The following is a 25,271-nucleotide window of genomic DNA, read 5'->3' on the forward strand; positions in this document are numbered from 1 at the left end:
TGCCGGGCGCGCGCACGTGCACGCACGCCGGATGTGCTATCATGTTGCGCATGAAAACATGTGCCATCGCATTCGCTGCGTTGTCGCTCGCGTTGCTCTCGACATCCGTAGCCCGCGCCGCCGAGGCTCCCATCGACTCCGCCGCCGCGCTTGCGAAGGCCCGCGCGCTCGCGCCCTACGTCGGCCGCGCCGAGTCGGGTCCCGTGTGGACCGCGTTCGACGAAGCCATGCGCGCGGCCATGGGCGACTCCATGCGGTTCGACGCCATGCTCATCGGCATCCACGCCGAAATCGGCGACCTGCAGGAGATCCTCCAGGAGCGCGTGGACCGCGAGCGCACCATGTGGGTGTATCGTGCGCGCTGCAAGTTCGCCAAAATCGACGTGCCGCTGCTCATGCTGATGGCGTTCGCGCCCGACGGCCGTGTGGCGGGGCTCCAGGTGCAGCCAGACACGCCGCAGGAGTATCCCAGCACCAAAATGGACTACCAGACGCGCACGGAACTCGACCTCCCCTTCCGGGGCGAGTGGTACGTGTTCTGGGGCGGACGCTACCTCGACGACAACTACCACGCGGTGTCGAAAAGCCAGCGTTTTGCGCACGACCTGTTGATAATCAAGGGCGACGAAACCCACTCCGGCGACGGAAGCAAACTCACCGACTACTACTGCTACGGACAAGAGGTGCTGGCGCCCGGCGCCGGAACCATCGTATGGGCCTGTGACAGTCTTCCGGACCAGCAGATCGGCACGCGCAACTCCGCGCAACCCATCGGCAACGGCGTTGTCATCGACCACAGCGACGGAGAGTTTTCGCTGCTCGCGCACATGCAGCCGGGGTCCTTGCGAGTCGGCGTGGGCGACGCGGTGGATTCGAACACGGTGCTCGGCCTGGTGGGCAATTCCGGCAACACCACCGAACCCCACATCCACTACCACCTGCAGGACGGCCCCGACATGGCCACCGCCGAGGGGCTGCCGGTGCGCTTCAAGGAGGTCGTCGTGGACGGAAAGGTGGTGCCGTGGGCGGAGCTGGTGCGGGGACAAATGGTAAAACGAACGGACTGAAACGGTTCACCGATAGAGCAGGTCATGGCCGCACCCGATGACATAACCCGCTGGCTCGAGCGCCTTGGCCAGGGCGATCCGCGCGCGCTCGACGCGGTGATGCGGCTGTTGTACGACGAACTTCGCACGTTGGCCCGCGCCCGGCTGCGCGACGAACGCGCGGAACACACCCTGTCGGCAACCGCCCTCGTCAATGAAGCCTACCTGAAGCTCTCGCGCGACCAGCAGATCAACGCGGCCAGCCGCACGCAGTTCTTTGCGGTGGCGGCGCGTACCATGCGCCGCGTCCTGGTGGACTACGCGCGTGCCCGAAAGCGCATAAAGCGCGGAGGCGGCGCGGAACACCTCCCGTTGGAGGACGTGGAGCCGTTCCTCTCGGAAGTCGAAGCGGATGAGATACTCGCGCTGGACGACGCGCTCACCCGGCTGGCGGAGCTGCAGCCTCGCGCCGCGGAAGTGGTGGAGCAGCGTTTTTACGCGGGACTCTCGGTGGAGGAAACCGCGCAGTTGCTGAACGTCTCCGCCAAGACGGTGCAGCGCGACTGGATTGTTGCGCGCGCGTGGCTGCGCAAGGAGGTCCGGCGCGAGCTGGGTCTGTAGCGCGGTGTCCGGCCCGGGACACGAATGTCGCCATGACCACAAAGGGAGGGATTGTGTCGGGCGCATGGGACAGAATAGAGACCGTATTCTTTGCGGCACTCGAGCGGGAGCGTGAAGAACGCGCCGCGTACCTCGACACGGCGTGCGCGGGCGACGATGGACTGCGGGCCGAGGTCGAGGCCATGCTCGCCGCCCACCTCGATGACGCCGCCATGCGCGTGGAGTCGCGCCTGCTGGGCGAGGCGGGGCCCGGCGCGTCGCCGGCGGATCGCAGCGGCGAGCGCGTGGGTGCCTACCGCCTGCTGTCGCGCGTGGGATCGGGCGGCATGGGAGACGTGTACCTGGGCGCGCGTGCCGACGACGCCTACGAACGACAGGTGGCCATCAAGCTGGTGCGTCCGGGGTACCCGGGCCTGCTGGACGCGCGCTTCCGCCGCGAGCGCGACATCCTCGCGCGCCTGGACCACCCCCTCATCGCGCGCCTGTACGACGGCGGCGCCACCGAGAACGGCGCCCCCTTCCTGGTGATGGAGTACGTGGACGGTCTGCCCATCACCGAGTACTGCGACCGCGAGATGCTCGGCGTGCGCGAGCGGCTGGTTCTCTTTCGCCAGGTGTGCGAAGCGGTGCAGGCGGCGCACGAACGGCTCATCGTGCACCGCGACCTCAAGCCCTCCAACATCCTGGTGGCTCCCGATGGCACACCGCGCCTGCTGGACTTCGGCATTGCCCGCATCCTGGATCCGGAGATCGAACAGGGTGAGCAGACGCGCTCCCTCGACCGCGTCATGACGCCCGAGCACGCCGCACCGGAACAGATTCGCGGTGAATCACCCACCACCGCAACGGACGTCTACGCGCTGGGTGTGCTGCTCTACGAGTTGCTCACCGGCGCCCGGCCGCTGCATTTTCCAACCCGGTCTCCGGCAGAGATTGAACGCATCGCGGCCGAGGTCGATCCGCGTGCGCCGTCGCGGTGTGTTCAGGAATCCGACCAGTGCAGCACGCTCGCCGCGGCGCGCCGCAGCGATCCCGCACGCCTGTCGCGACGGCTGCGGGGCGACCTGGACGCCATTGTTCTCATGGCGCTGCGCAAGGAACCTCAGCGCCGCTATGGAACCGCCGGCGCGCTGGCCGACGACGTGACGCGCTTTCTGAATGGAATGCCGGTGCGCGCGCAACCCGACACCGCGCACTACCGAGCCATGAAGTTCGTGCGTCGCAACCGGGTGGGCGTGACGGTGGCGGCGCTGGTGGGCGTGCTGCTGGTGGGCTTTGCCGGCGTCACCGCGTGGCAGGCGCGGCGCGTCGCCGCGGAACGCGACCGCGCAGAGGTGGAACGCGATCGTGCCGAGCGCGTCGTGCAAACCCTGGTGCAGTTGTTCGAATCCACCCGCCCCGAAGCCATGCCCGGCGGAGACACGCTGCGCGTGTCCCAGTTTCTGGAGCGCGGCGCGGAAATGGTCGCGTCGCTGGATCCGCCCGACTCGCGCGCGGAGCTGTTCGGCGTGCTCGCGTCCATCCATAGCGAACGTGGCGAGCTGGTGCAGGCCGCGTCGTTGCTCGACAGTGCGCTTGCCTACGAAAGCGACCCGCGTGCGCGCGCGCGGCTCCAGCACCGCCAGGCCGTGGTGGCTTTCAATCGCGACGGTCCCACCGCCGCCGAGCCGCTGCTGCGCGCCTCGCTGGAGTTGCACCGAGAGCTGTACGGTCCCCGCAGCCCGGACGTGGCGGCGGCGATCAAGGACTATGCGGACGCCGTCGCCGACATCGACGAACAGCAACGGCTGTACGAGGAGTCGCTGGCCATGCGACGGGCAACGCTGCCACCCGGCGATCCCGCCATCGCGTCGAGTCTCAACGCGCTGGGACGGGTTGCGCTGGATCGCGAGGACTACGAATCCGCGCGCGCGTACTTCGAAGAGTCCGCGTCGATCCTCGCGCAGACCGCCAGCGAAACCAGCGCCTCCCGGCTGGCCGTGGACCACAACCTCTCCGCCGTGTACGCACGCCTGGGAGACTATGCTCACGCCGAGACGGTGCAGCGGAGAGTCCTGCGCACGCGGCTGCGCATCTACGGCGGCGGGCTGCCCGTGGCGGGCGGATGGGAGTCCCTCGGCGTCACGCTGGCGAACCTGGGGCGCCTGGAGGAGGCGGGCGACGCATTCGCGCAGGCGCTGGCGGCGTTCGAGGAGGCGCTCGCACCCGGTCACTGGCGCATCGCGAACGCCTTGCGCAACGTGGCCGCGCTGCTGGCGCTGCAGGAACGCTACCAGGAGGGACTGCCCTACATCGATCGCGCCATCGAGATAAGCACCGGCAACCAGTCCGACCCCGCCCAGGCGGCCTACATGCGCGGCCAGCGCGCGCTGATGCTGCTGCGCATGGGAGATCGCGCGCGCGCGCTCACAGACCTCGAACAGGCCGCGGCGGCCGTGGATGCGGCCGGCGAACGGGCCGGGAAGCGGGCGGACGTGCGCGGCTGGCTCGGTATGGGGCGACTGGAGACCGGCGACGCGCGGGGGGCGGAAGCCGAGTTTCGCGCCGCCCTCTCCCTGGGCGAGCAGGCATATCCCGCCGGGCATCCCCGCCTGGCGGCGCTGCGCTGTGGCCTGGCCATGAGCCTTGTGGATATGGGCATGCGCGACGAGGCCAATGCCCTGCTGACGGTGTCGCGCGAGACGTACCTCGCGTGGGGCCTGGCCGATCCGTGGCTGCGCCACCAGATTGAATCTCTCGACTAGAAAAACCCCCGCTTTCTGTGTCCGCTGGCTCCCCGTTCCGTCGCCACAGGTGGCGAAAGGGGGCCTGTCATGAAGGCAATCAAGATTCTCAGCCTCGCCGCAACGGTGGCGACCATTATGGCTCTCGCCGGAGCGGCGAGCGCCGCACTCGGCGATCACGTATGGAGCCAGGGTTACGAGGCTGGCGGGCAGGCGGCCGCCGACGGCACCGGCAACGTGGCGTGCGCAGGAAACATATTCGCCCCGACCAACTTTGGCGGCGGCGTGCTCACACCCACCAACATCTTTACCGGTGACATCTACGTGGCGCGCTTTGACGCCGCAGGTGCGCACCTGTGGAGCCAGCAGTTCACACCCGGTGGAGGCCCTGGTGCGGGCGCATCGGTCACCAGTTGCACCGCCGGTCCCACCGGCAACATCTACGTGGCCGGGTACCTGCAGGGAGCCGCAACGGTGAACTTCGGCGGCGGCGTGTTGAGCGGCGCCAGCGGCGACGTGTTTCTCGCCGCATTCGACGCCGCGGGCACGCACCAGTGGAGCACCCTGGTCGGCGCCGGAACCGTGCGCGCAATGGCCGCATCGTCCTCGCACGTCTATGTTACCGGCTACACCTACGGCAGCATGGACTTCGGGGGCGGCACGATGACGAGCGCGGGCGGCGGAGACTGCTTCGTGGGTGCCATGACCAGCGCCGGTGCGCACGCGTGGAGCGCGCTCTTCGGCGACGCGTCCAACCAGGGTGGCATGGCACTCGCCGTGGACGAAAGCGGCAACGTCATTCTGGCGGCGGGGGTGGAAGGCAGCGCGGACTTCGGCGGCGGCCCGCTGACCTTCGACGGTGACGCGGACCTGTGCCTGGTGAAGTTCAGCGGCGCGGGAGCACACCAGTGGAGCCAGATTTTCGCCGGCAAGTTCACCTCCGGCTCCGGCATCCTGTTCACGATGGGCCTCGCCGCCGGCCCCGCGGACGCAATCGCGGTGGCGGGACAGGCCTCCGGCACCGTCAACTTCGGCGGCGGCGTGCTGAGCGCGGCGGGCGGTGTGGATGCGTACCTAGCGTGCTTCGACGCGGGCGGTGTGCACCAGACCAGCACCATGTTCGGCGGAACCAAGAGCGACGGTGCCACCGGTGTCGCCTACGACGCCTCCGGCAACCTCATCCTGGCGGGCACGTTCCTCTCCACCAGCATAACCTTCGGCGGCAGCCCGCTCGCGCACTCCGGCGGCTTTGGAAGCGACATGTTCGCCGCGGTGTTCGACGCATCGAACGCGCACCTGTGGAGCACGAGCTACGTGGGCGGCTACGAGATTCACGCCGCGGTCTTCCCGTCGGGTGACATCCTGCTCTCCGGATCCAGCGCGCCCGGTGTCGACTTTGGCGGCGGCCCGCTGACCGCGGCGTCGCCCTTCCTCGCAAAGCTGGAGGGCAACGCGAGCGCGTCCGCCGTCACCGCGTCACCGGCGATGGCATCGCTCGGAGAGAACTATCCCAACCCGTTCAACCCCGCGACGACCATTCCGGTCACGCTGTCCCGCGCGGCAAAGGTAATGCTGGACGTGTACGACGCGCGGGGCCGGCGCGTCGCCACCCTGTTCGATGGCTCCCTACCCGCCGGCACCCACGCGCTGGCATGGAATGGAGAGACGGACGCCGGCCACGTCGCGCCCAGCGGTGTCTACGTGGTGCGCCTGGTCGCAGGCGAACAGGCATCCGCGCGAAGAATGGTACTGCTCAAGTAGGCGGATCCCGAACCGGCCCTCCCGCCCCGCGCGGGAGGGCCCCCGCCCCGCTGGCCCACATCTTGCCCTTTTCTTGCTGGGCAACCCCAACCGGCTGTGGCGCTAACACCCTTCCGGATCGTATCTTGACAGCATCGAAACCCCTGCGGGAAGCTTGCAACACCGGCAACGTGCGCCTGGGCCGCCGGAAACACAAGGAGCACCGTCATGCCAGCCCTGAGATCCATCTGGAAAGGTCATATCCGTTTCTCCCTGGTGACCATCCCCGTGCGCATCTACAACGCGGTCGACACCGGGGAGTCCGTCTCGTTCAACCAGATCCACAAGGAGTGCAACGGCCGCATCGGCTACGACAAGCGGTGCAAGAAGTGCAATAACCAGGTGGACAACGACGAGATCGTCAAGGGGTTCCAGTACGAACCCGACCAGTACGTCATCTTCGAGAAGGACGACCTCGACAAACTCAGGCTCAAGAGCACCAAGGTCATCGACATCGAGGGGTTCGTGGACGCGGCCGAAATCGACCCCACACTCTATGACGCCCCCTACTACGCCGGTCCCGACGGCGACGTCGCCGCCAAGACCTACTCCCTGCTCTCCGCCGCGCTCAGAGACAGCGGCAAGATGGGGGTTGGGAAGGTCATCCTGCGCGACCGCGAGGACGTGGTGATGATCGCGCCCAAGGGCGACGGAATCGTGCTTTACAAAATGCGTTATCCGAAGGAGATTCGGAAGATCGAGGACGTGCCGCTGGTGGAGTCGCACAAGGCCAACAAGGACGAGCTCAAGCTCGCCAAGAGCCTGATCGACTCGATGTCGACGAATCTCTCCTCGATGAAGCTCGAGAACAAGTACAATGACGCGGTGCGGGAGATGGTGCAGGCCAAGGTCGAGGGCAAGGAGATCGTGGCCATCGAGGTGGAGGAGCCGGAAGTGGTGGACATCATGACCGCGCTCAAGCAGAGCATCGAGCAGGCCAAGGGCAAGAAGAAGCCCATGGAGAAGGTGACCGCGGAGAAGGCGGTCGCCAAGGAAAAGAAGAAGAGCACGGCCAGGGCGAAGACCAAGGCCAAGGCCAAGACGAAGGCGCGCAAGACCGCGTAAGCAGCGACGACGGGACCCGTGAACACCAAGAACCCCATCAAGGCCCGGCCCACCAACATCATCCGCTTCCCGGTGGAGGCGGTGTCGCGCATCGGCTTCCAGCGCGCGGACACCCGCGCGGGCAAGGCCACGCGCATGGAAGCCGAGGGACAGATGAACATGTTCACCGGGGCCGCGCCGGATGCGGCGCGTCTGGGCGACGTGGTCCCGCTGCCGCTGCAGACCGGCCTCTTCGAGACCGCCATCATGCTGGACGACCGCAACGACCCGCGCGCGGAGGACATGTACCTGCGCGCGGCGGAAGAGGGCGACTACCCGGCGGATGCATGGTGCAACCTGGGCGTGCTCAAATCGATACGGCGCGACCTGGACCGCGCGTTTGAGTGCTTCGCGCAATCACTTTCCCTCGAGCCGCGCCACGCGGAGTCCCACTACAACATCGGGAACCTGTATTTCGAGTACGGCGACCTCAAGCTGGCGCGCATGCACTACGAAAAAGCCATCGAATGCGACCCCGATCTGGCCAGTGCCTACTTCAACCTGGGGCTGGTGACGGCTCTCACCGAGGACTACAAGACCGCATACGACGCGCTCTCCCACTACAAGCGCATCGCCCCCGGCGAGGACATGTCGGTCGCGGACGAACTGATGCGCTACCTGCAGTCCGCCATCCAGCTCTCCTGACCCCGGCCGCCCCCCCCGGCGCCACACGCCGCCATACCGCTCCCTTTCGCGCTGCAACCGGAAACCGCGCACCACCGGCCCGGGCCCGCTGGTACGCGGCTTGCTCAAGCCCTGTACGGCAGACTAAATCAACCGCCGCAAGCGCGGCACGATTCGAAGGGGTAGAGCCATGAAGAACACAGGATTCACACTGATCGAGCTCATGATCGTCGTGGTGATCATCGGCGTTCTGGCAACCATCGCAGTGCCCAACTTCGTCCGCATGAAAGTGAACGCACAGGAAGCGGGCGTGAAGTCCAACAGCCACACCGTACAGGTGGCGTCGGAGGACTTCTGCGTGCAGAACAGCGGTTTTTACCCCGCCAGTCTCGCCGACCCGCTCCCCAACGGCGACACGCTCATTGATTTGCTGCCCTGGAGCCAGCCCCTGGAGAATCCGTTCACGAGGGCCAACACCGAACCGGTCGACGGGGCCGCGGCCAATCCGGGCGAGACGGGCTACCAGCCCCTCGCGGACTGGAGCGGCTCCATGGTGGGATACGTCATCACCGGCTACGGCAAGGCCACGCTACTGATCACGTTCACCAACGGCTGACAAGCCCCACGAATTTCAGGAATTCACCACGGGCCGGCGCGAGACATGCGCCGGCCCCATCTGTTTTCCCCCATTTGCCGCCCCCGCGTGCTTTGGCTATGATGCACGTTTTGAGATCCCCATCGACCGCCTGGAGGGCAAGTTCAAGCTCAGCCAGAACCGGTCCCGCGAGGACCGGGAGGGGGGGGCCGGGCCCTGGAAGCGTCCGCGGACCCCTCCGCCCGGGAAATTGCGCGCCTGATGCGGGCCCACCTGGGCAACCCGGGCGATGAATCCCACGTATAACCGGTCACTTGCGATTGCGGGGCCCGGTCCGCTCACCTAAACTGCACCAACCATGACACTCGTCGGAAGCAAAATACTCCACTATCGGATCCTCGAGGAAATCGGCGCCGGGGGCATGGGCATCGTCTACCTCGCCGAGGACGAGAAGCTCCACCGCCGGGTGGCGCTCAAGTTCGTGGGCAAGACCATCCAGGACGACCCCAACGCCCGAGAGCGGCTGATCCGCGAGGCGCGCGCCGCCTCGCGCCTCAACCACCCGAACATCGTGGCCATCCACGCCATCGAGGAAACCCCCGAGCACATCTTCATCGCCATGGAGTACGTGGAGGGCGAGTCCATCCGCAGCCTGGTCAAGCGTGGCGAAATGACGTGGCAGCGCGCGCTGGAACTCGCGCCGCAGATTCTGTCGGCACTGGCGGTGGCGCACGAACACGACATCATCCACCGCGACGTCAAGTCCGACAACATCATGCTGACCCCCAAGGGCCAGTTGAAGGTGCTCGATTTCGGCCTCGCGCGCGGGCGCGACACCAGCGCCTACGTCTCGCGCGTGGGGTCCTCCGCCGGCACGCCGGCGTACATGTCACCCGAGCAGGTGCAGGACGGCGAGGTCGACCACCGCTCGGACCTCTTCTCGTTCGGGGTGGTGCTGTACGAGATGGTGACGGGGCGGATGCCCTTCAAGGGCGAGCACGAATCCGCGGTGACCTACTCGATCGTGAACGAGTCCCCCACCGCGGTGAATGCGCACAACAAGGCGGCGCCGCCGGCGCTGCAAAACGTCATCGCGAAACTGCTGGAGAAGGACCCGCGCGACCGCTACCAGAGCGCCGGGGACGCCATCGCGGATCTCGATCGCCTGGGCCACGGCGGCCGCGTGGGAAAACGCACGCGCCGGCCCGCCACCGCCATGGTGGCGATTGCGGCGGTGGCGGCGATCGCGCTGGCGGCGCTGTGGTTCGCCAGGGGACGCCTTCCGGGCAACGATCCGTTGGTCACCGATGCCAACGCGGGTCGCAAGATGCTCGCGGTGCTGCCGTTCGAGAACCTGGGCCCCACCGACCAGGAGTACTTCGCCGACGGCGTTACCGAGGAGATCACCACCCACCTCGCCAATCTCTCCGGCCTGGGCGTGATTTCCCGCACCAGTGCCATGAAGTACAAGGGTTCGGGCAAGAGCCTGCGCGAAATCGGCAAGGAACTCGGCGTCGACTATGTGCTCGAGGGTTCGGTACGCTGGGACAAGTCCGGCGGCGAGAACAACGTGCGCATCAGCACGCAGCTCATCCGCATCAACGACGACACCCACCTGTGGGCCGAGAACTTCGACCGGGTGTACGACCAGATATTCCGCCTGCAAAGCGAGATCGCCGAGAACGTCGCGGAAGAACTCAATGTTACCCTGCTGGCGCCGGAACGCGCCGCCATGGCGGCGGCGCCCACGCAGAACCTGCAGGCGTACGACCTCTACATCCGCGGGCGCGCCGGCTACGAACGCGCCCTGTCGACTGCGGACATGGACGCCGCCGCGGGGCTGGTGGAAGAAGCGGTGGCGCTGGATTCGACCTTCGCGGATGCGCAGGCCTTCCTGGCGCGGCGCTATGCGAACCAGTACTTCAGCCACATCCACCCCGAGCTGCCACGGCTGGAGCAGGCGCGCGCCGCCGCCCTGGCAGCAAGACGTCACGCCGGCGGGGGCCCGGCGGGGCACATCGCCTTCGGCTACTACCACTACTACGGCAGCCGCGACTACGAGCACGCCCTGGAGGAGTTCGAGCTCGCCCGCCAGTTGCAGCCCAACAACGCCGACGTGCTGGAGGCGATTTCCTTCGTGCAGCGGCGCCAGGGGCGCTTCGACGAGTCCGTCGCCAACCTCGAGCGCGCCATCGATCTGGACCCCAGCAACGCCGACCGCATCGGCAACCTGATGCAGACGCTGCTCTACACGCGCCGCTGGGATGACATGGGGCGCTACATCGCGCGCGGCAATGCGCTGGACCCAAATTCGATTGTGTTCCCGAGCTATCAGGCGCTGCTGATGGTGGTCCGGGACGAAAACGTAAAGGGTGCGCGCGAGATTCTGAACCCCATGGCGACGCGGCACTTCTTCGTAATGGACTTTCTGGTGATGTGCGACCTGATGGCGCGCGATTACACCCGCGTCGCGGAACGGCTGCCCAACCTGAACGTGGTGGCGCAGATGGATACCGCCAGCTTCTATATCACCCGCGCCAGCGCCTACCACTTCCTCAAAGACGACCGTCGCGCAGTGGTGTTTGCGGACTCCGCGCGCGCTTTCATGGAAGCGCGCGGCATTGCTGAGTCCGACGATCCGACCAAACTGGGCGAATACGCCACCGCCCTCGCGATGCTCGGCCGGTCCACGGAGGCAAGGGCCGTCATCGACCGGGCGGCGGTGATCATGCCGATGTCGCGCGACGCCATGACGGGCACCGACGTACTGAACGCGCGGTCCATCATCTATATCATCACCGGGGACTACGACCTCTCCATCAGCGACCTGGAGTTCCTGCTGTCGGTCCCCTCGGCCTTCTCACGCGCCATCCTGCGACTGCACCCCGGCTTCGACCCGCTGCGCGAAGACCCGCGTTTCAAGCGTCTGGTGGAGGAGAAGGTCAGCTCGTGACAGCGCCGGTCGCCGACGGCACCACCCACCGTCTCGACCCGCGCTTCATCCCCTACTCGCGGGCGGTGGGTGCCTGGACGCTCCTGTTCATCATGCCCGTGGTCCTGGGCGGCGCAGTCATCGTCGCCATTGTGGTCCCGCTTCCCGCCTTCTTCCGCCTCTTCATACCGATCGCCGCGTTTCTGCTGGTGGCCGCGTGGGGCGCGCTGGCCTGGTTCTGGCCGGTTGTGGAACACCGCTACGCGTCGTACCGGCTCACTGAAGACGACATCGAGATCCACGGCGGCGTGCTGTGGCGCAAGGCATCCACCGTGTCGCGCTCGCGCGTGCAACACACCGACATTTCGCAGGGCCCGCTGGAGCGCAACTTCGGCCTGGCGCGCCTGCACATCTACACCGCGGGCACCGAACACAGCAAGGTGACGCTGCACGGCCTCGACCACGCGCTTGCGCTCGCTATTCGTGATCATCTGCTGGTGACCACCCATGACGACGCCGTCTAGGCACCGCCTGCACCCGCTATCCCCGCTGTTCGGGATCGCGGCCCAGCTGCGGGGCTTCATCCTGCCGGCGGCGGTGGTGTTCTTTGCGGCGCGGTCCGGTCCCTGGGACATCTGGCTGCTGTGGGCGGCCATTCCCCTCTCGCTCGCCGCCGTGTACCGCTATTTCACCATGCGCTACTCCTTCGCCGACGAAGAGATGATCGTCACCTCCGGTGCGCTGTTCAAGAACGAGCGGCACATCCGCTACGCGCGCATCCAGAACATCGAAACGGTGCGAAATCCGTTTCACCGGCTGTTCGGCGTGGCGGAGGTGCGCATAGAGACCGCCGGCGCCTCCGAGCAGGAGGCACGCCTGCGCGTGCTGTCGCTGGACGCGGTGGAGGAACTGCGCCGGCACGTCTTCGATGGGAAACGGCGCGCGGGCGTCGAGGCGGGTTCCGGCGCAACGGAAGCGGCGGACGCCCACGCCCGCGCGGAGTCGCGCACGCTTCTGCGCTTGAGGCTGCGCGACATCGTCGCGTTCGGATTGATCGACAACCGCGGCCTCATCGTGGTGGCGGCGGCGTGGGGACTCTTGTGGGAACTCGACCTGCTCGACTTCTTCGACGAGCAGTCGTCGAGCCTCATCCGCTCGCTGTGGAACTCCATGGCCGGAACCGGCGGCGGGTTCGAAAGCTGGACGTTCGCGCATTTCCTGCGTCATTCATTGATACTGGCCGGGGGGCTGGTGGCGCTGGTGGTGGTGGTGCGAATACTCTCGGTGGCGTGGGCGGTGTTTCGCCTGTGGGGCTTCACGCTGGAGCTGATCGGAGGGGAGTTGCGTTCGTCGAGCGGCCTGTTTACGCGTGTCCACGGCACCATCCCGTTGCAGCGCATCCAGCTGGTGACGGTGGACGAGTCTCCGCTGCAGCGGCGTTTCGGCCGGGTGAGCGTCCGGGTCCAGACGGCGGGCGGCGAAGAGAACAAGGCGGCCACGCGCGAGTGGCTGGCACCCATCCTTCCGCGCGCACTGGCCGACCGTCTCCTCGGCGACGTCCTCCCCGGCCTCGCGCCCGGCGAGATCGACTGGCAGCCGGTTGGCGCGCACGCGCGCTGGCGCCTTTGGCGGGAGTGGCTGTGGGTGACACTGGTGGCGGCGCTGGTTGCGAGCCTCATCGCCGATGCGCTGGGCATCGGGGTGCTGCTCGCGCTCACCACCTACGCCTGGTTCGCCGCGCGCGGCCAGGCGCGAGGCTACGGCTACGCACTCGGCACGGAACACCTGTCGTTCCGCACCGGCTGGCTGTGGAAGCACACCAGCACGGCGCGCCACGAGAAGGTGCAGGTGGTCAGCATGCACCGTTCGCCTTTCGACCGGCGCTGGCGCATGGCCTCGCTGGCGGCGGACACCGCGGGCGGCGGCGCGCACCGCATCAACATTCCCTACCTCAACCAGGACACCGCGCGCGACCTGTTCGATCGCCTGCGCGAGACCGCCAGCCGCACGCGTTTCCGCTGGTGACGCCGCACGGCCTCTCCCCGCTACTCCGCCGGTGAAATGACTTTCTGGAAGGATTCGCCTTCGCGCAACACGCGAAGGCGTTTTTCGTAGATGGTGAGGCCGATCCTCTCGATCAGCGGCTCGAGCGACTCGGTGTAGTGTGGGAACGTGTGGTGGTGGACCGCCGCGATGGCGTTGGGCTGCATGCGGTAGATGATCTGCATGGCTTCCTTGGCGTCGGCGCTGCGCAGCGTGCCATCGGACGCGCGCTCGGCGCCAACATGAATCACGAGCAGGTTGGCGTAGCCGTGCGTGCGCTGGATCTCGCGCGTGTCCTCGGAGAACAGCGTGTCACCGGTGACGTAGGCCGTGAAGGGACTGCCCGCGCCTTCCAAACGCAGAAAGTAGCCGTTGTCCTTCCCCGCCGCCGGAACCGCGGCGATGGTCAGAACCGTACCCTTCTTTTCCAGGCGAAGCGAGTCGCCGTGCACGAGGGGCCTCGCACTCTCGATCGGGGGGTCCGTCACGTTCGCCGGAACCACCACCGTCTTTGCTTCGCAACTCGCAATCGCGTCCGGGTCGAAATGATCGGACAGCGCGGACGTGACCAGCACGGCGTCGGTTTCACTCCCCTTCGCTTCGCGAAGGTGGAGCGGGTCGCCCACAATGGCAAACGGCCCCAGCTCGAGCAGGTACGACGGGCCACCGATCCAGGTGAACTTCATGGGGTCACTCGTAGCGGATGGTGACGCAGTCCGCGGCCTGACGTGCGAGCTCGCGGGCGGCGTCGGTGTCCCCGGCCCGCGCCAGTGCAACGCCCATGCGGCGGTACTTGCGCGTATCGGGCTTGCCGAAGAGGCGGATCTGCGTCTCGGGGAGTGCGAGCGCGCGGTCGAGGCCGTCATAGCCCGCGACACGCGGCGCCTCGCGGTCGGCCAGGATCACCGCCGACGCGGAGGGTCCGTAGTAGTTCACCTGCGGGATGGGAAGGCCCAGTATGGCGCGCACGTGCAGGTCGAACTCGGACAGGTCCTGGGAAATCATGGTCACCATGCCGGTGTCGTGCGGGCGCGGCGACAGCTCCGAGAAGATCACCTCGTCCTTCGTGACGAAGAACTCCACGCCGAAGATGCCGGCGCCGCCCAGACGGTCCGTCACCGTCTTCGCCATACGCTGCGCTTCGGCGAGCTGCGCCGGCGGGAGTGCCGCGGGGATCCACGACTCCTGGTAGTCGCCGCGCTCCTGGCGGTGGCCCACCGGGTCCACATACAGCGTGGGCCCCTCCCACTGCTTCACCGTGAGCAGGGTGATCTCGAGGTGGAAGTCGATGAACTCCTCCACGATGACCTTCTTCTCGTCGCCGCGCATGTTGCTGCAGGCGTAGTCCCATGCGTGACCCAGCTTGTCCGCGGAATCCGCCGTGGACTGCCCCTTGCCCGACGATGACATCACCGGCTTGATGACGCAGGGGATGCCGGTGTGTTCCGCTCCGGCCCGCAGTTCCTCCAGAGAGGTCGCGTAGGCGTACTTCGCGGTGCGCAGTCCCAGCTCGCGTGCGGCGACTTCGCGGATGGCCACGCGATTCATGGTGAGGAACGCGGCCTCGGCGGTGGGAATGACCACCAGGCCCCCGCGCTCGAATTCGGCCAGCTTCTCGGTGCGGATGGCCTCGATCTCCGGAACGATCATATCGGGACGGTGCTTCGCCACCACCGCGGCGAGCGCCTGCGCATCCAGCATGTTGATGACCTCGAACGCGTCCGCCACCTGCATGGCGGGCGCACCCGCATAGCGGTCCACCGCCACCACGCGCTTGCCCAGGCGCTTGGCGGAGATGACGACCTCGCGGCCCAGCTCGCCGGCGCCGAGCAGCATCAGCGTATGAATGTCTCGCTTCATCTGTGGAGGCGGGGACGGCGGCCGGCGGCTATCACTTGATCGGCCACATCAGCTCGGTCTTCCACTTCTGGGGATTGGGCTCGAGACCCGGGTCGGTGAGGTAGACCTCCCACTGCGGCCCCGCCGATGACCGCTTGTTGGCTTCGATCCACTCGTGGAGGGCATCGTGCGCGTGCGGGAGTCTGTCGTAGGGCCCCATGTGCACGGTGGTGGCAACGTCACCCGCGGGCAGCATGCCGGCGGTGATACGGCCCTCACCCGGCAAGGGCGCAGGCAACGGGAGGCCGCCCTCGATGTCGACACGGTCTTCCGAGAAGCCGTGGTAACGGGTGAAGGGGGGACCGCTGGGGTTGACACCGTTGTTGCGCACGTAGCGCCATACTTCGGGGAGAATCTCTGCGAGGATGGCACCGAGTTCCGCCACATGACACTGCACGCGAATACTCACAACCGGCTGCTCGGTGACCTTGCGAATCTCGACCTGGTAGGACATCGGCGGCAGTATAGACCGCGACGCACGGGCACGCAAGGGGGGTTACGCCGGGGCCGCCGCCCGCGGCCCTCCGCCTCAGCGTCCGCGGCGAAACGGCCTGGCAATGAAGCGCAGCGTCTGCCGCAGCTTGAGGCGGAAGAAGCGGCCCTGTCCCAGCAGCGTGCCCCAGATCAGCAGCAGGACTTCGTACGCCGGGATCACGATGAGGAACTTGATGGTCCAGTACTGCCAGCCCGGCGCATCGTGCGGCACCACCGCGTGCACGATGGGGTAGGCCAGCTTGAGCACGCTCATTCCCGCCAGCGAGAACGACAGCAGAATGGCCACCACACCCCATCCGGTGACGCCCCAGCGCGTCTTGAGGAAATTCCAGACGCGGCGGGGCGCCCGTTCCGACCGGGCTTCTGTGCGTGCCGCCTCGTTCATCGCATCCTCGCGCAGGCCTTGTGACGATAGCAATCCACCGTGTGGTCGTTGACCATACCCGTCGCCTGCATGAACGCGTAGCAGATGGTCGATCCCACAAAGCGGAAGCCGCGCTTCTTGAGGTCCTTGCTCATTGTGTCTGACACCGCTGTCTTCGCCGGAAGCTCACGCAGGCCCTTCCATTTGTTCTGTACCGGCTTCCCGTCCACGAACGACCAGACGTAGCGGTCGAACGTCCCGAACTCCTTTTTGACATCCAGAAAGGCACGCGCGTTGTCGATGGCGGACTCGATCTTGAGTCGATTGCGCACGATACCCGCGTCGCCGAGCAAACGGCGCACATCGGCCGCGCGGTAGGCGGCGATCTTCTTTGCGTCGAAACGGTCGAACGCCCGGCGGTAATTGGCGCGCTTGTTCAGAATGGTGCGCCAGGACAACCCGGCCTGCGCGCCTTCCAGGATGAGGAATTCGAAGAGGCGGCGGTCGTCGTGCAGCGGCGCGCCCCACTCCTCGTCGTGGTAGGCGAGCATCAGCGGGTCGTCGCCCGGCCAGATGCAGCGTTTCAGTAGCTCCTCAGCACCGCGTCCCATGCGACCTCCGATGCAATGTAGCTGATCTCGTTGTACTTGAGGGGCGCGGGGTCGATCTGGTTGGTCGTCACCGCATAGAGCACGTCGCCGTCGTACATGGTGTGAAACGGATCGATAGCGCGCGCCATGGAGCTGTGCACCTGCCGCGCCATCTGGTTCAACTCGCGCAGTCCCATCACCTGGTTGGTTACGACCACGGTGAGGGTGGTGTTTCCCGGCGGCACGTCTGGTTGTGGCTCCACCTCGTCTCGAATCGACACCACCTCGCCCACGCGATGGCGGCGTTTCGTCTCGGCGTTCAAATGGCCCCGCACTGCGCGCCCCTCGCGGTCCACCAGGCACCCCACCGCATTCACAACGCAGAAAGCGGCCACGCGCACGTCACCGGAGGCGTACACCGCACCACCCTGCCCGCAGCGCTCGAGCTGGTAGGGACTTCGCAGCCATTTGCCCACCGTGGCGCACGCGCCCGCGCCGCGCGGTCCCAGCGGAAACACGCCCGGTCGTGCCGATTCCAGCGCGGCCCGCCCGAGCGCCTTGTCGGGATACACCGCCTTGTTGGCGCGAAAGCGGTTGAAGTCGAAGATCACCGCGCCCGACACGATGGCGATGTTGTTATAGTTGGTGTCATAGTCCTTGCGCGCCAGCAGCCCGGCACTCACGCCGCTGGAAGCTTCCAGCCCGTACACCGACCCGCCGGCAAAGCATATGGCGTCCACCCAGCCCTCGCGGTGCGACAGCACCGTGCCCGGCGCGCCACCGCGCACGTCGGCAACGCCGGTGGCTCCATCCGGAAAGTGAAACACCGTACTCCCGGTGGGTCCCTCCGCGTACTCGGCGACACCAATCGCGAGCCCCGGGAGATCAAACTCCACCACCGGGGTCGAGAACGATGTCACCGGCACAAGCGATCCGTTGTCGTTGGTCAGCTGTTCTTTTTCTGGCGTCATGGACGCGCATTATAGCACCTTGACTTGCTCCTGTGATGGGCTACCATGGTGCGGATGGCGCCGGGCTCCCGTCCCTGATCGCGCCACCACATATCGGGAAATCCCAGGAGGATATAATGAAACGCACTCTCGTGGCCGTGCTCCTCGTGGCCGCTTCGGCAATGCTTGCCTCGTGCGGCAAGAAGGAAAGCCCGGAGCAGGCAGCACAGGCGTTCGTGGACAGCTACACGGCCCAGCTCCAGCAACTCTACTATGAGACAAGCCTCGCCGAATGGGCGGTCAACACCCACATCGTCGATGGCGACACCACCAATGCCTATCGCTCCCGCATGGCGAAGGAGACGATGGCCGCCTTTACCGGAAGCACCCAGAACATCGAGCAGGCACGCGGCTTTCTGGCACAGAAGGACGCGCTCCCCGACATCCTCGTGCGCCAGCTCAACGCCATTCTGTACGAGGCCGCCAACAATCCACAGACCGTCCCCGACCTGGTCAAGCAGCGCATCAAGGTGGAGACGGAGATGGTGGAGGTGCTGTTCGGCTACGATTTCAAGATGGACGGAAAGTCGATTTCAACCAACGACATCGACGAGCTGCTGCGCGCGGACACCGACCTCAACCAGCGCCTCGCCGCGTGGTCCGCGAGCAAGGAAGTTGGAACCAGCCTGCGCCCCGGCCTGGTGGACCTGCAGCGCTACCGCAACGAAACGGTGCAGGCGCTGGGCTACAAGGACTACTTCGACTACCAGGTGTCCGAGTACGGCATGACCACCCCGGAGCTTCGCGCCGAGATGCTGCAAACCGTGCGCGACATCTGGCCGCTGTATCGCGAGCTGCACACCTGGGCGCGCTACGAGCTGGCCAAGCGCTACGGCGTGACGGAGGTCCCCGACATGCTGCCGGCGCACTGGCTCCCCAACCGCTGGGGCCAGGACTGGTCGTCGATGGTCAAGGTGGAGGGGCTGGATCTGGATTCCAAGCTCAAGCAGAAGGAACCCGAGTGGCTGGTCAAGCAGGCGGAGAGCTTCTACGTGAGCCTCGGCTTCTCCTCGCTGCCGACGACGTTCCATGAGCGTTCGGATCTCTACCCGGCACCGGAAGGCGCGGACTACAAGAAGAACAACCACGCGTCGGCGTGGCACATGGATCTGGACAAGGATGTGCGCTGCCTCATGAGCGTCATTCCCAACGCGGACTGGTACGAGACCACGCACCACGAACTGGGCCACGTGTACTACTACATTTCCTACACCAACCCCGGCGTGCCGATGCTCTTGCGGCGCGGCGCCAACCGTGCTTATCACGAGGGCGTGGGCAGCCTCATGGGGCTGGCCGCCATGCAGAAGCCGTTCATCGAGGGCATCGGCCTCTTCCCGGACGGTGCCGAGACCGACGAGACGCAGGCGCTGCTCAAGGAAGCGCTCAACTACATCGTGTTCCTGCCGTGGTCGGCGGGCGTGATGACGGAGTTCGAGTACTCCCTGTACGGCGAGAACCTTCCCCAATCCCAGTTCAACGACAAGTGGTGGGAGCTGGTGAAGAAGTACCAGGGCATCGTACCGCCGTCGCCGCGCGGCGATGCGTTCTGCGACGCGGCCACCAAGACGCACATCATCGACGACGCGGCGCAGTACTATGACTACGCCATGTCGTACGTGCTGCTCTTCCAGTTGCACGACCACATCGCCAGCAACATCCTCAAGCAAGATCCGCACGCCACCAACTACTACGGCAGCACCGCGGTGGGCGACTTCCTGCGCCAGATTCTCACCCCCGGCGCCACCCGCGACTGGCGTGAGCTGACCCGCGAGGCGACCGGCGCCGACGTGAGCGCGCAACCCATCCTGCGCTACTTCGAGCCGATCATGCCGTACCTCAAGGAGCAGAACCAGGGACGCACGTACACGCTGCCCGAAACCATCTGAGCGTCGCGCAGCTTCTTTGCGGCACTGAAAAAGGCCCGTCGCTCTGGCGGGCCTTTTTCGTTATGCTGGCGCGATGATGCTCGACATACATACCGGCTCGCTGCTGGAACCGCTCTCCGGAAAGCGCTGGATCCCGGAAGAATGCGCCTTCCGCATAGAAGTGCGCGCCGCGGACCTGCGGTCGCGGGGTTTCGGCCGCGGCGACCGTGCCTTCATCCATTTTGGCAACTGCAACGAGTTCTTCGTGGAGCTGCTCGCCGTCTGGCGGGCGGGCGGGTGCGCGATTCCCATCGATGCGCGCTTCACCCCCTTCGAGGTCGAGACGCTGGCCTCGTGGGCGAAGCCGCGGGTGTCTCTTTTCAATGGGTCACCCGATGCCGAGGTGGCGGGTGTGCTTCAGCGGCTCGGCGTGCCCATGGTGGACATTACGGTCCGCGAGAGCGCGGGCGCCGCATCCGCGGCGCCCGGGATCCGGCTGGACGACGACGCACTCATTCTGTTCACCTCCGGCACCACCGGGCAGCCCAAGGGCGTGGTGCACACCCACCGTTCGCTGCGCGCGCGCTGGACGAGCCTGCGCGACCACCTGGGCCTCGAGGCGTACGCGCGCACGCTATGCCTGCTGCCCACCCACTTCGGCCACGGGCTCATCTGCAACTGCCTGTTTCCATGGCTGTCGGGATGTGACCTGCACATCCTGCCGCCGTTCAAACCCGAGATCGTCTCGCAGCTTGGTGCCGTCGTGGACGAGCACGACATCACGTTCATGTCATCCGTTCCCGCGGTGTGGCGCCTGGCACAGCGCATCGCCAGACCACCGCAGAAGCATTCGCTGACACGTGTGTTCGTGGGTTCCGCGCCGCTGTCGGCGTCGTTGTGGGAAACGGTGCAGGTATGGTCGGGGACGACGGCCGTGTTCAACGCCTACGGCATCACCGAAACCGGGAGCTGGCTGGCCGGCACCACCGTGCCCGGTTTCGCGCCGGAGGACGGGCTGGTGGGTGAGGCGTGGGGTGGCGTGATCCGCGTTCTCAAGAGCAACCAGCCCGGTGCCCCCGGCGAGCCGGACGCCGTGTGCGCGGCGGATGCCCCCGGTCACGTCTGGGTCAACACGCCGGCGCTGATGCGCGGCTACCTGGACCGCGATGATCTCACCGGGCAGGTGGTGAGCGATGGCTGGTTCCTCACCGGCGACGTCGGCGTCATCGACGGCCGTGGCTGGCTGTACCTGCGCGGACGGGAACGCGAGGAGATCAACAAGGGTGGAACGAAGGTCTATCCCGCCGACATTGACTCGGTGATCGAACGCTTTCCGGCCACCAACGACGTATGCGCGTTTGCCTTTGAGGAACCGTTGCTGGGCGAGGACGTGGGGGTGGCGGTCGTGCTCGATAACACCGCCCCGGCAACGCTGCTGTCGTTGTACGACTGGACCCACCGCCACCTCGCCCGCCACCAGATGCCGCAGCGCTGGTACGTGGTGCCCGAGATACCGCGCACGTCGCGGGGCAAGGTGAACCGCGCCTCCGTGGCCGAAGCCTGTGCGGGCGGCACCCCGGTCAACTTCGCCGCGTTGCGGCGGGACTCGGGCGCCGGGGGCGCCTGAGCGTGCTCCACGACGAACTCATCCGCGCCATCGGCGAGTGGAACCCCGCGCTCGCCGGCGCCGTGCAACGCGAAACCCCGCTGCTCTCCTCCGGCAGTCTGGATTCCCTGGGCCTGTTCCAGCTGCTGGTGTGGATCGAGCAGAAGACAGGCCGCGCCATCGACGCGACCGCCATCGACATGACCGCGGAGTGGGACACGGTGAATGCCATTGTTGCTTTCGTCGAGCGGGAACGGAGCGTGCGATGAGCGAATACCAGATCATCGCCGCCCGGCCCGAGTTCCAGGAGCAGATCCTCGAGCTGCGCCGCAGCGCGTACGAAACAGAATTCGCCGATGCCCCCGAGTACATGGCATGGAAGTACGGCCAGAACCCGTACATCGGCGAGCCGATCCTCTATCTCGCTCTCGACGCCGGCGGAAACGTGGCCGGCATGCGCGGGTGCTACGGAACCCGCTGGCGCACCGCCGGCGGGCCGGTGGTGATTCCGTGCGCGGACGATTTCGCCATCGCGCGGGCGCACCGCAACAAGGGACTCATGACCGCCATCATGCGTTTCGCCCTGGAGGATCTCGCGCGGCGCGGCTACGACTACGTGCTCAACACCAGCGGCGGGCGCGTCACCGTGCTGCAATCGCTCGCCATGGGCTGGAAGAGTGTCGGCGCCATGGAACCCATGACACGGACGGGCTGGCGGCGCCGCGTGCAGGACAGCCTGCGCCCGCGGGTGCGGGGGCGCCGGGTGCTGTGGCGTCTCGCGCACGTCTCCAACGAACTCAGGCACGGCGACGAGCGGGTCTTCGAGCGGCTCGACCGCTCCGGCCACACCACCACGCGTTCGGGCCTGCGGATTGCCAGCGAGAAGCACGCGCGCGCCGAGGCCATGGCGGAACTGGCCGCGCGGCTGCCGTACGACGGGCGCATACGGGGTCTGCACGACGCCGCGTTTTTCGCGTGGCGCTGCCGTAACCCGTCGCGCGAGTATCGCTTCGTGTATGCGGAACGCGACGGGCGGCTGGAGGGTTACCTCCTGCTGGCGCGCAGCCGCTCCTACCGCGAACCGAAGCTGCCCTTCAACGTTGCGGACTGGGAGGGCAGCGATGCAGGCCTGCGCGCGGAACTCCTGCACCACGCCCTGTCGCGGGGCGGCGCGAAGGACATCGGCGTGTGGACGGGAACGCTGGGCAGCGAGGACCGCGCGACGCTCAAACGCTTCGGCTTCCGGCCGTCGCTGCTGGATCAGCAGGCGCGGGGGATGCCGTGCGTGTTGCTCAAGAAACTCGTCCCGGGGGGAGAATGGTCGCTGGGTGGAACACCCGCGGTCGATCGCTCACACTGGGACGTGCGGCTGATCGACTCGATGCACGGCTAGCCTATCGCCCCATCGATTCCGGCATGGGCACCGCCACCACCTCGCCCTTCGCCGTCACCCCGCCCTGCCCCGACACGGTAACCTCCACGATGGTCTTGCGCGGCGTCGCCTCTTTTACCCGCCCGCGGATTTCCAGTTCGTGGCCCAGCGGTGTGGGCTTGAGGTAACTCACGTTCAACTGGGCGGTCACGTAGCGCGGTGACGGCACCTCGCCGATGGCATGACCCGCGGCGCGCAGTGCCGCCCCCGCCGCCGTTGCCATGGCATGGCAGTCAATGAGCGACGCCACCAGTCCGCCGTAGACGAATCCCGGCAGCGCGATGTGGTGGCTCTGCGGCGTGAAATGTGTGACGGTTTCGTCCCCATCCCACATCGTTCGGATGCGGTATCCGGCGGCGTTGAGCCTCCCGCACCCGTAGCAGTGCGAGAAGTCGTCGGGGTAGTAGTCCTGGATGGCGGGCTCTTTCATGCCTTTTCCTTTGTCTCGGCGCCGATGCGATCGCTCTCGATGATGAACGCATACTCCCGCGCCACATCGCGCAGGTAGTCGTAGCGGCCCGAGGCGCCCTTGTGGCCCTCGTCCATGCGTGTTCGCAGCAGCAGCGGGTTGCCGTCGGTCTTGATGGTGCGCAGCCTCGCCGTCCACTTGGCCGGCTCCCAGTACTGCACGCGCCGGTCGTTGAGGCCGCTCAGGAGCAGCATGGGCGGATAGTGCTGGGCGCGCATGTTGTCGTACGGCGAATACGACAGGATATAGTCGTGGAACTTCAAGTCGGCGGGGTTTCCCCACTCGTCGTACTCGAGCACGGTCAGCGGCAACGTGTCGTCGAGCATGGTGTTGAGCACGTCGAGAAACGGAACCACCGCCACCGCCGCGCGCCAGACCTCCGGACGCGCGTTGACCACCGCGCCAATCAGCATGCCGCCCGCGCTGCCACCGTAGCAGACGATGTTGCCCTTGCGCGCGTAGTTGCGCGCCACCAGGTGGTCGGCGCAGGCGAGAAAATCGGTGAACGTGTTGCGTTTGTACAGCTTCTTGCCGCGCTCGTACCAGTCGCGGCCCAGTTCTCCGCCGCCGCGCACATGCGCGATGGCAAAGATGAAGCCGCGGTCCAGCAGGCTCGCGCGGTTGGGCGAGAAATGCGGCTCCACGCTGATGCCATACGCGCCGTAGCCGTACAGCAACAGTGGTGCGGACCCGTCGCGCGGCGTGTCCTTGCGGTACACCAGGGAGATGGGTACGCGGGTTCCGTCGGTGGCGGCGGCGTGCACGCGCTCGCTGGTGTAGCGCGCGGGGTCGTAGTCGCCGGGGACGTCGTAGCGTTTCAACAGTGCCCGCGTGCCGGTCTGCATGTCGAAGTCGAACACGCTGCGCGGCATGGTGAGCGACGAATAGCTGAAACGCAGCTGCGTCTCCTGGAAGCCGGGGTTGCGCTCCAGCCCCACCGTGTAGACCGGCTCGTCGAAGGCGACGTAGCGCGACTCGCGCGTGATGAGGTCGATGATGCGGATGCGCTTGAGGCCGCCCTCGCGTTCCACCACCACCAGGTAGCGCTCGAAGGCTTCGATGCCCTCGATCTTCACCGCCGGGCGGTGGGGGATGATCTCGCGCCAGCTTTCGCGCGCCGTATCCGTGACCGGGGTTTCGAACACGCGAAAATTCATGGCCGCCTCGTTGCTCACGATGAACAACGATTCGCCGCTGTGGGCCACGTGGTACTCGACGTCTGCCTTGCGCGGCGCAATCAGACGCAGCGCATCCGGGTCGGTGAGTTCGCGTTGCACCGACTGGTCCAGGTGCAGCGCGCGCACCTCGCTGGTGGCATGGCTCTCCATGGTGACGAACAGGTACTCGCGGCTGCGGGACACTTCGATTCCCACGTAGAAGGCCGCGTCGGGTTCGCTGTAGAGTTCGGGGTCCCGCGCGGCGTCGGCGCCGACCTCGTGGCTGTGCAGCCGGTACGGCCGCATCTGCTCGTCCAGGATGAGGTAGAAGAGCGTGTGGCTGTCGTTGGCCCATTCCACATCGGAGGAAACGCCGGAGATGGGGCCGTCGATGACCGCACCGGTGGCGAGGTCGCGCACGAAGAGCTGGTACACCTCGCTGCCGGAGGTGTCCACCGTGTAGGCGAGCAGCGTGTGGTCCGGGCTCACTTCGGCCGCGCCCACCGCGCAGTAGGCGTGGCCCTCCGCCAGCTGGTTCTCGTCGAGGATGATCTCTTCGGCCGCACCCGGCCGGTCGCGGCGCCGGCAGAGGATCTCGTACTGGCGCCCCGCCTCGGTGCGCAGATAGTAAAGATAATCGTCCTCGCGGACGGGGACGGTGGCATCGGTCTCGCGCACGCGCGAGAGCATTTCCTGGTAGAGGGTCTCCTGCAGGGGCTCCGTTGGCGCCATGAGCGCGTCGGCGTAGGCGTTTTCGGCCCGGAGGTAGGCGGTCACTTCGGGGTTGTCGCGCTCGCGGAGCCAGTAGTAGTCATCCACGCGCGTGTTGTCGTGGACGGTGATTTCCCGCGGCACGCGGCGCGCAACCGGCGGCTTCAAGGCGCGCCGTCCGGTGT

General features: G+C 66.7%; 21 protein-coding genes and 1 pseudogene. 14 read left to right on the forward strand and 8 right to left on the reverse strand.

The window, feature by feature from the left end:
- Nucleotides 1-41: 41 nt before the first annotated feature.
- The 10 genes and pseudogenes from OEX18_09000 to OEX18_09045 all read left to right on the forward strand — a co-directional run bounded on the left by OEX18_09000 (nucleotide 42) and on the right by OEX18_09045 (nucleotide 13,470).
- Complete coding sequence (locus tag OEX18_09000; GenBank protein ID MDH4337393.1) at nucleotides 42-1,067, forward strand: M23 family metallopeptidase; 1,026 nt, start codon at nucleotides 42-44, stop codon at nucleotides 1,065-1,067.
- A gap of 24 nt (nucleotides 1,068-1,091) precedes the next feature.
- Nucleotides 1,092-1,667, forward strand: a complete 576-nt coding sequence (locus OEX18_09005; GenBank protein ID MDH4337394.1) for an ECF-type sigma factor — start codon at nucleotides 1,092-1,094, stop codon at nucleotides 1,665-1,667.
- A 32-nt stretch (nucleotides 1,668-1,699) separates the two neighbouring features.
- Nucleotides 1,700-4,411: a serine/threonine-protein kinase gene (locus tag OEX18_09010; protein MDH4337395.1), complete on the forward strand. Its 2,712-nt coding sequence runs from the start codon at nucleotides 1,700-1,702 to the stop codon at nucleotides 4,409-4,411.
- 69 nt (nucleotides 4,412-4,480) lie between these two features.
- Nucleotides 4,481-6,151, forward strand: coding sequence for a T9SS type A sorting domain-containing protein (locus OEX18_09015; protein MDH4337396.1), 1,671 nt, complete (start codon nucleotides 4,481-4,483; stop codon nucleotides 6,149-6,151).
- Between the two features lie 207 nt (nucleotides 6,152-6,358).
- A complete protein-coding gene (locus OEX18_09020) occupies nucleotides 6,359-7,255 on the forward strand; it encodes a Ku protein (GenBank protein ID MDH4337397.1) in 897 nt (298 codons plus the stop codon).
- Between the two features lie 18 nt (nucleotides 7,256-7,273).
- Entirely contained in the window at nucleotides 7,274-7,939 is a 666-nt protein-coding gene (locus OEX18_09025; protein ID MDH4337398.1) for a tetratricopeptide repeat protein, read from the forward strand.
- A gap of 169 nt (nucleotides 7,940-8,108) precedes the next feature.
- Nucleotides 8,109-8,195, forward strand: a pseudogene (locus tag OEX18_09030) (prepilin-type N-terminal cleavage/methylation domain-containing protein).
- 676 nt (nucleotides 8,196-8,871) lie between these two features.
- Nucleotides 8,872-11,466: a protein kinase gene (locus tag OEX18_09035; GenBank protein MDH4337399.1), complete on the forward strand. Its 2,595-nt coding sequence runs from the start codon at nucleotides 8,872-8,874 to the stop codon at nucleotides 11,464-11,466.
- Nucleotides 11,463-11,969: a PH domain-containing protein gene (locus OEX18_09040; protein MDH4337400.1), complete on the forward strand. Its 507-nt coding sequence runs from the start codon at nucleotides 11,463-11,465 to the stop codon at nucleotides 11,967-11,969. Before OEX18_09035 ends, OEX18_09040 begins: the two co-directional genes overlap by 4 nt.
- Nucleotides 11,953-13,470: a PH domain-containing protein gene (locus tag OEX18_09045; protein ID MDH4337401.1), complete on the forward strand. Its 1,518-nt coding sequence runs from the start codon at nucleotides 11,953-11,955 to the stop codon at nucleotides 13,468-13,470. The genes OEX18_09040 and OEX18_09045 overlap by 17 nt, the downstream gene beginning before the upstream one ends.
- A 20-nt stretch (nucleotides 13,471-13,490) precedes the next feature.
- On the opposite strand, the gene OEX18_09050 is transcribed toward OEX18_09045, so the two are convergent.
- From OEX18_09050 to OEX18_09075, 6 genes are all read right to left on the reverse strand, one after another.
- A complete protein-coding gene (locus OEX18_09050) occupies nucleotides 13,491-14,174 on the reverse strand; it encodes an MBL fold metallo-hydrolase (GenBank protein MDH4337402.1) in 684 nt (227 codons plus the stop codon).
- A gap of 4 nt (nucleotides 14,175-14,178) precedes the next feature.
- Entirely contained in the window at nucleotides 14,179-15,348 is a 1,170-nt protein-coding gene (gene purT / locus OEX18_09055) for a formate-dependent phosphoribosylglycinamide formyltransferase (protein ID MDH4337403.1), read from the reverse strand.
- A 31-nt stretch (nucleotides 15,349-15,379) separates the two neighbouring features.
- Nucleotides 15,380-15,841: a GyrI-like domain-containing protein gene (locus OEX18_09060; protein MDH4337404.1), complete on the reverse strand. Its 462-nt coding sequence runs from the start codon at nucleotides 15,839-15,841 to the stop codon at nucleotides 15,380-15,382.
- Between the two features lie 75 nt (nucleotides 15,842-15,916).
- Nucleotides 15,917-16,267 (reverse strand): hypothetical protein, encoded by a 351-nt coding sequence (locus OEX18_09065; protein ID MDH4337405.1) that lies wholly within the window; start codon nucleotides 16,265-16,267, stop codon nucleotides 15,917-15,919.
- Nucleotides 16,264-16,857, reverse strand: a complete 594-nt coding sequence (locus OEX18_09070; protein MDH4337406.1) for a DNA-3-methyladenine glycosylase I — start codon at nucleotides 16,855-16,857, stop codon at nucleotides 16,264-16,266. Before OEX18_09070 ends, OEX18_09065 begins: the two co-directional genes overlap by 4 nt.
- A complete protein-coding gene (locus OEX18_09075) occupies nucleotides 16,830-17,807 on the reverse strand; it encodes a P1 family peptidase (GenBank protein MDH4337407.1) in 978 nt (325 codons plus the stop codon). The genes OEX18_09070 and OEX18_09075 overlap by 28 nt, the downstream gene beginning before the upstream one ends.
- A 116-nt stretch (nucleotides 17,808-17,923) precedes the next feature.
- Between OEX18_09075 and OEX18_09080 the strand changes: the two genes are divergently transcribed.
- From OEX18_09080 to OEX18_09095, 4 genes are all read left to right on the forward strand, one after another.
- Entirely contained in the window at nucleotides 17,924-19,732 is a 1,809-nt protein-coding gene (locus OEX18_09080; GenBank protein MDH4337408.1) for a M2 family metallopeptidase, read from the forward strand.
- Between the two features lie 73 nt (nucleotides 19,733-19,805).
- Complete coding sequence (locus OEX18_09085) at nucleotides 19,806-21,338, forward strand: acyl--CoA ligase (protein ID MDH4337409.1); 1,533 nt, start codon at nucleotides 19,806-19,808, stop codon at nucleotides 21,336-21,338.
- 2 nt (nucleotides 21,339-21,340) lie between these two features.
- Entirely contained in the window at nucleotides 21,341-21,586 is a 246-nt protein-coding gene (locus OEX18_09090; protein MDH4337410.1) for a phosphopantetheine-binding protein, read from the forward strand.
- Nucleotides 21,583-22,710 carry a GNAT family N-acetyltransferase gene (locus OEX18_09095; protein ID MDH4337411.1) on the forward strand — a complete coding sequence of 376 codons (1,128 nt, stop codon included), beginning with the start codon at nucleotides 21,583-21,585 and terminating at the stop codon, nucleotides 22,708-22,710. The genes OEX18_09090 and OEX18_09095 overlap by 4 nt, the downstream gene beginning before the upstream one ends.
- A gap of 1 nt (nucleotide 22,711) precedes the next feature.
- Here the strand turns inward: OEX18_09095 and OEX18_09100 are convergent, their stop codons facing one another.
- Nucleotides 22,712-23,179, reverse strand: a complete 468-nt coding sequence (locus OEX18_09100; protein MDH4337412.1) for a PaaI family thioesterase — start codon at nucleotides 23,177-23,179, stop codon at nucleotides 22,712-22,714.
- Nucleotides 23,176-25,254, reverse strand: a complete 2,079-nt coding sequence (locus OEX18_09105) for a S9 family peptidase (protein MDH4337413.1) — start codon at nucleotides 25,252-25,254, stop codon at nucleotides 23,176-23,178. The genes OEX18_09100 and OEX18_09105 overlap by 4 nt, the downstream gene beginning before the upstream one ends.
- Nucleotides 25,255-25,271: the final 17 nt, after the last annotated feature.

The sequence above is a fragment of the Candidatus Krumholzibacteriia bacterium genome (assembly GCA_029865265.1).
In the GTDB taxonomy this organism is placed as follows: domain Bacteria; phylum Krumholzibacteriota; class Krumholzibacteriia; order WVZY01; family JAKEHA01; genus JAKEHA01.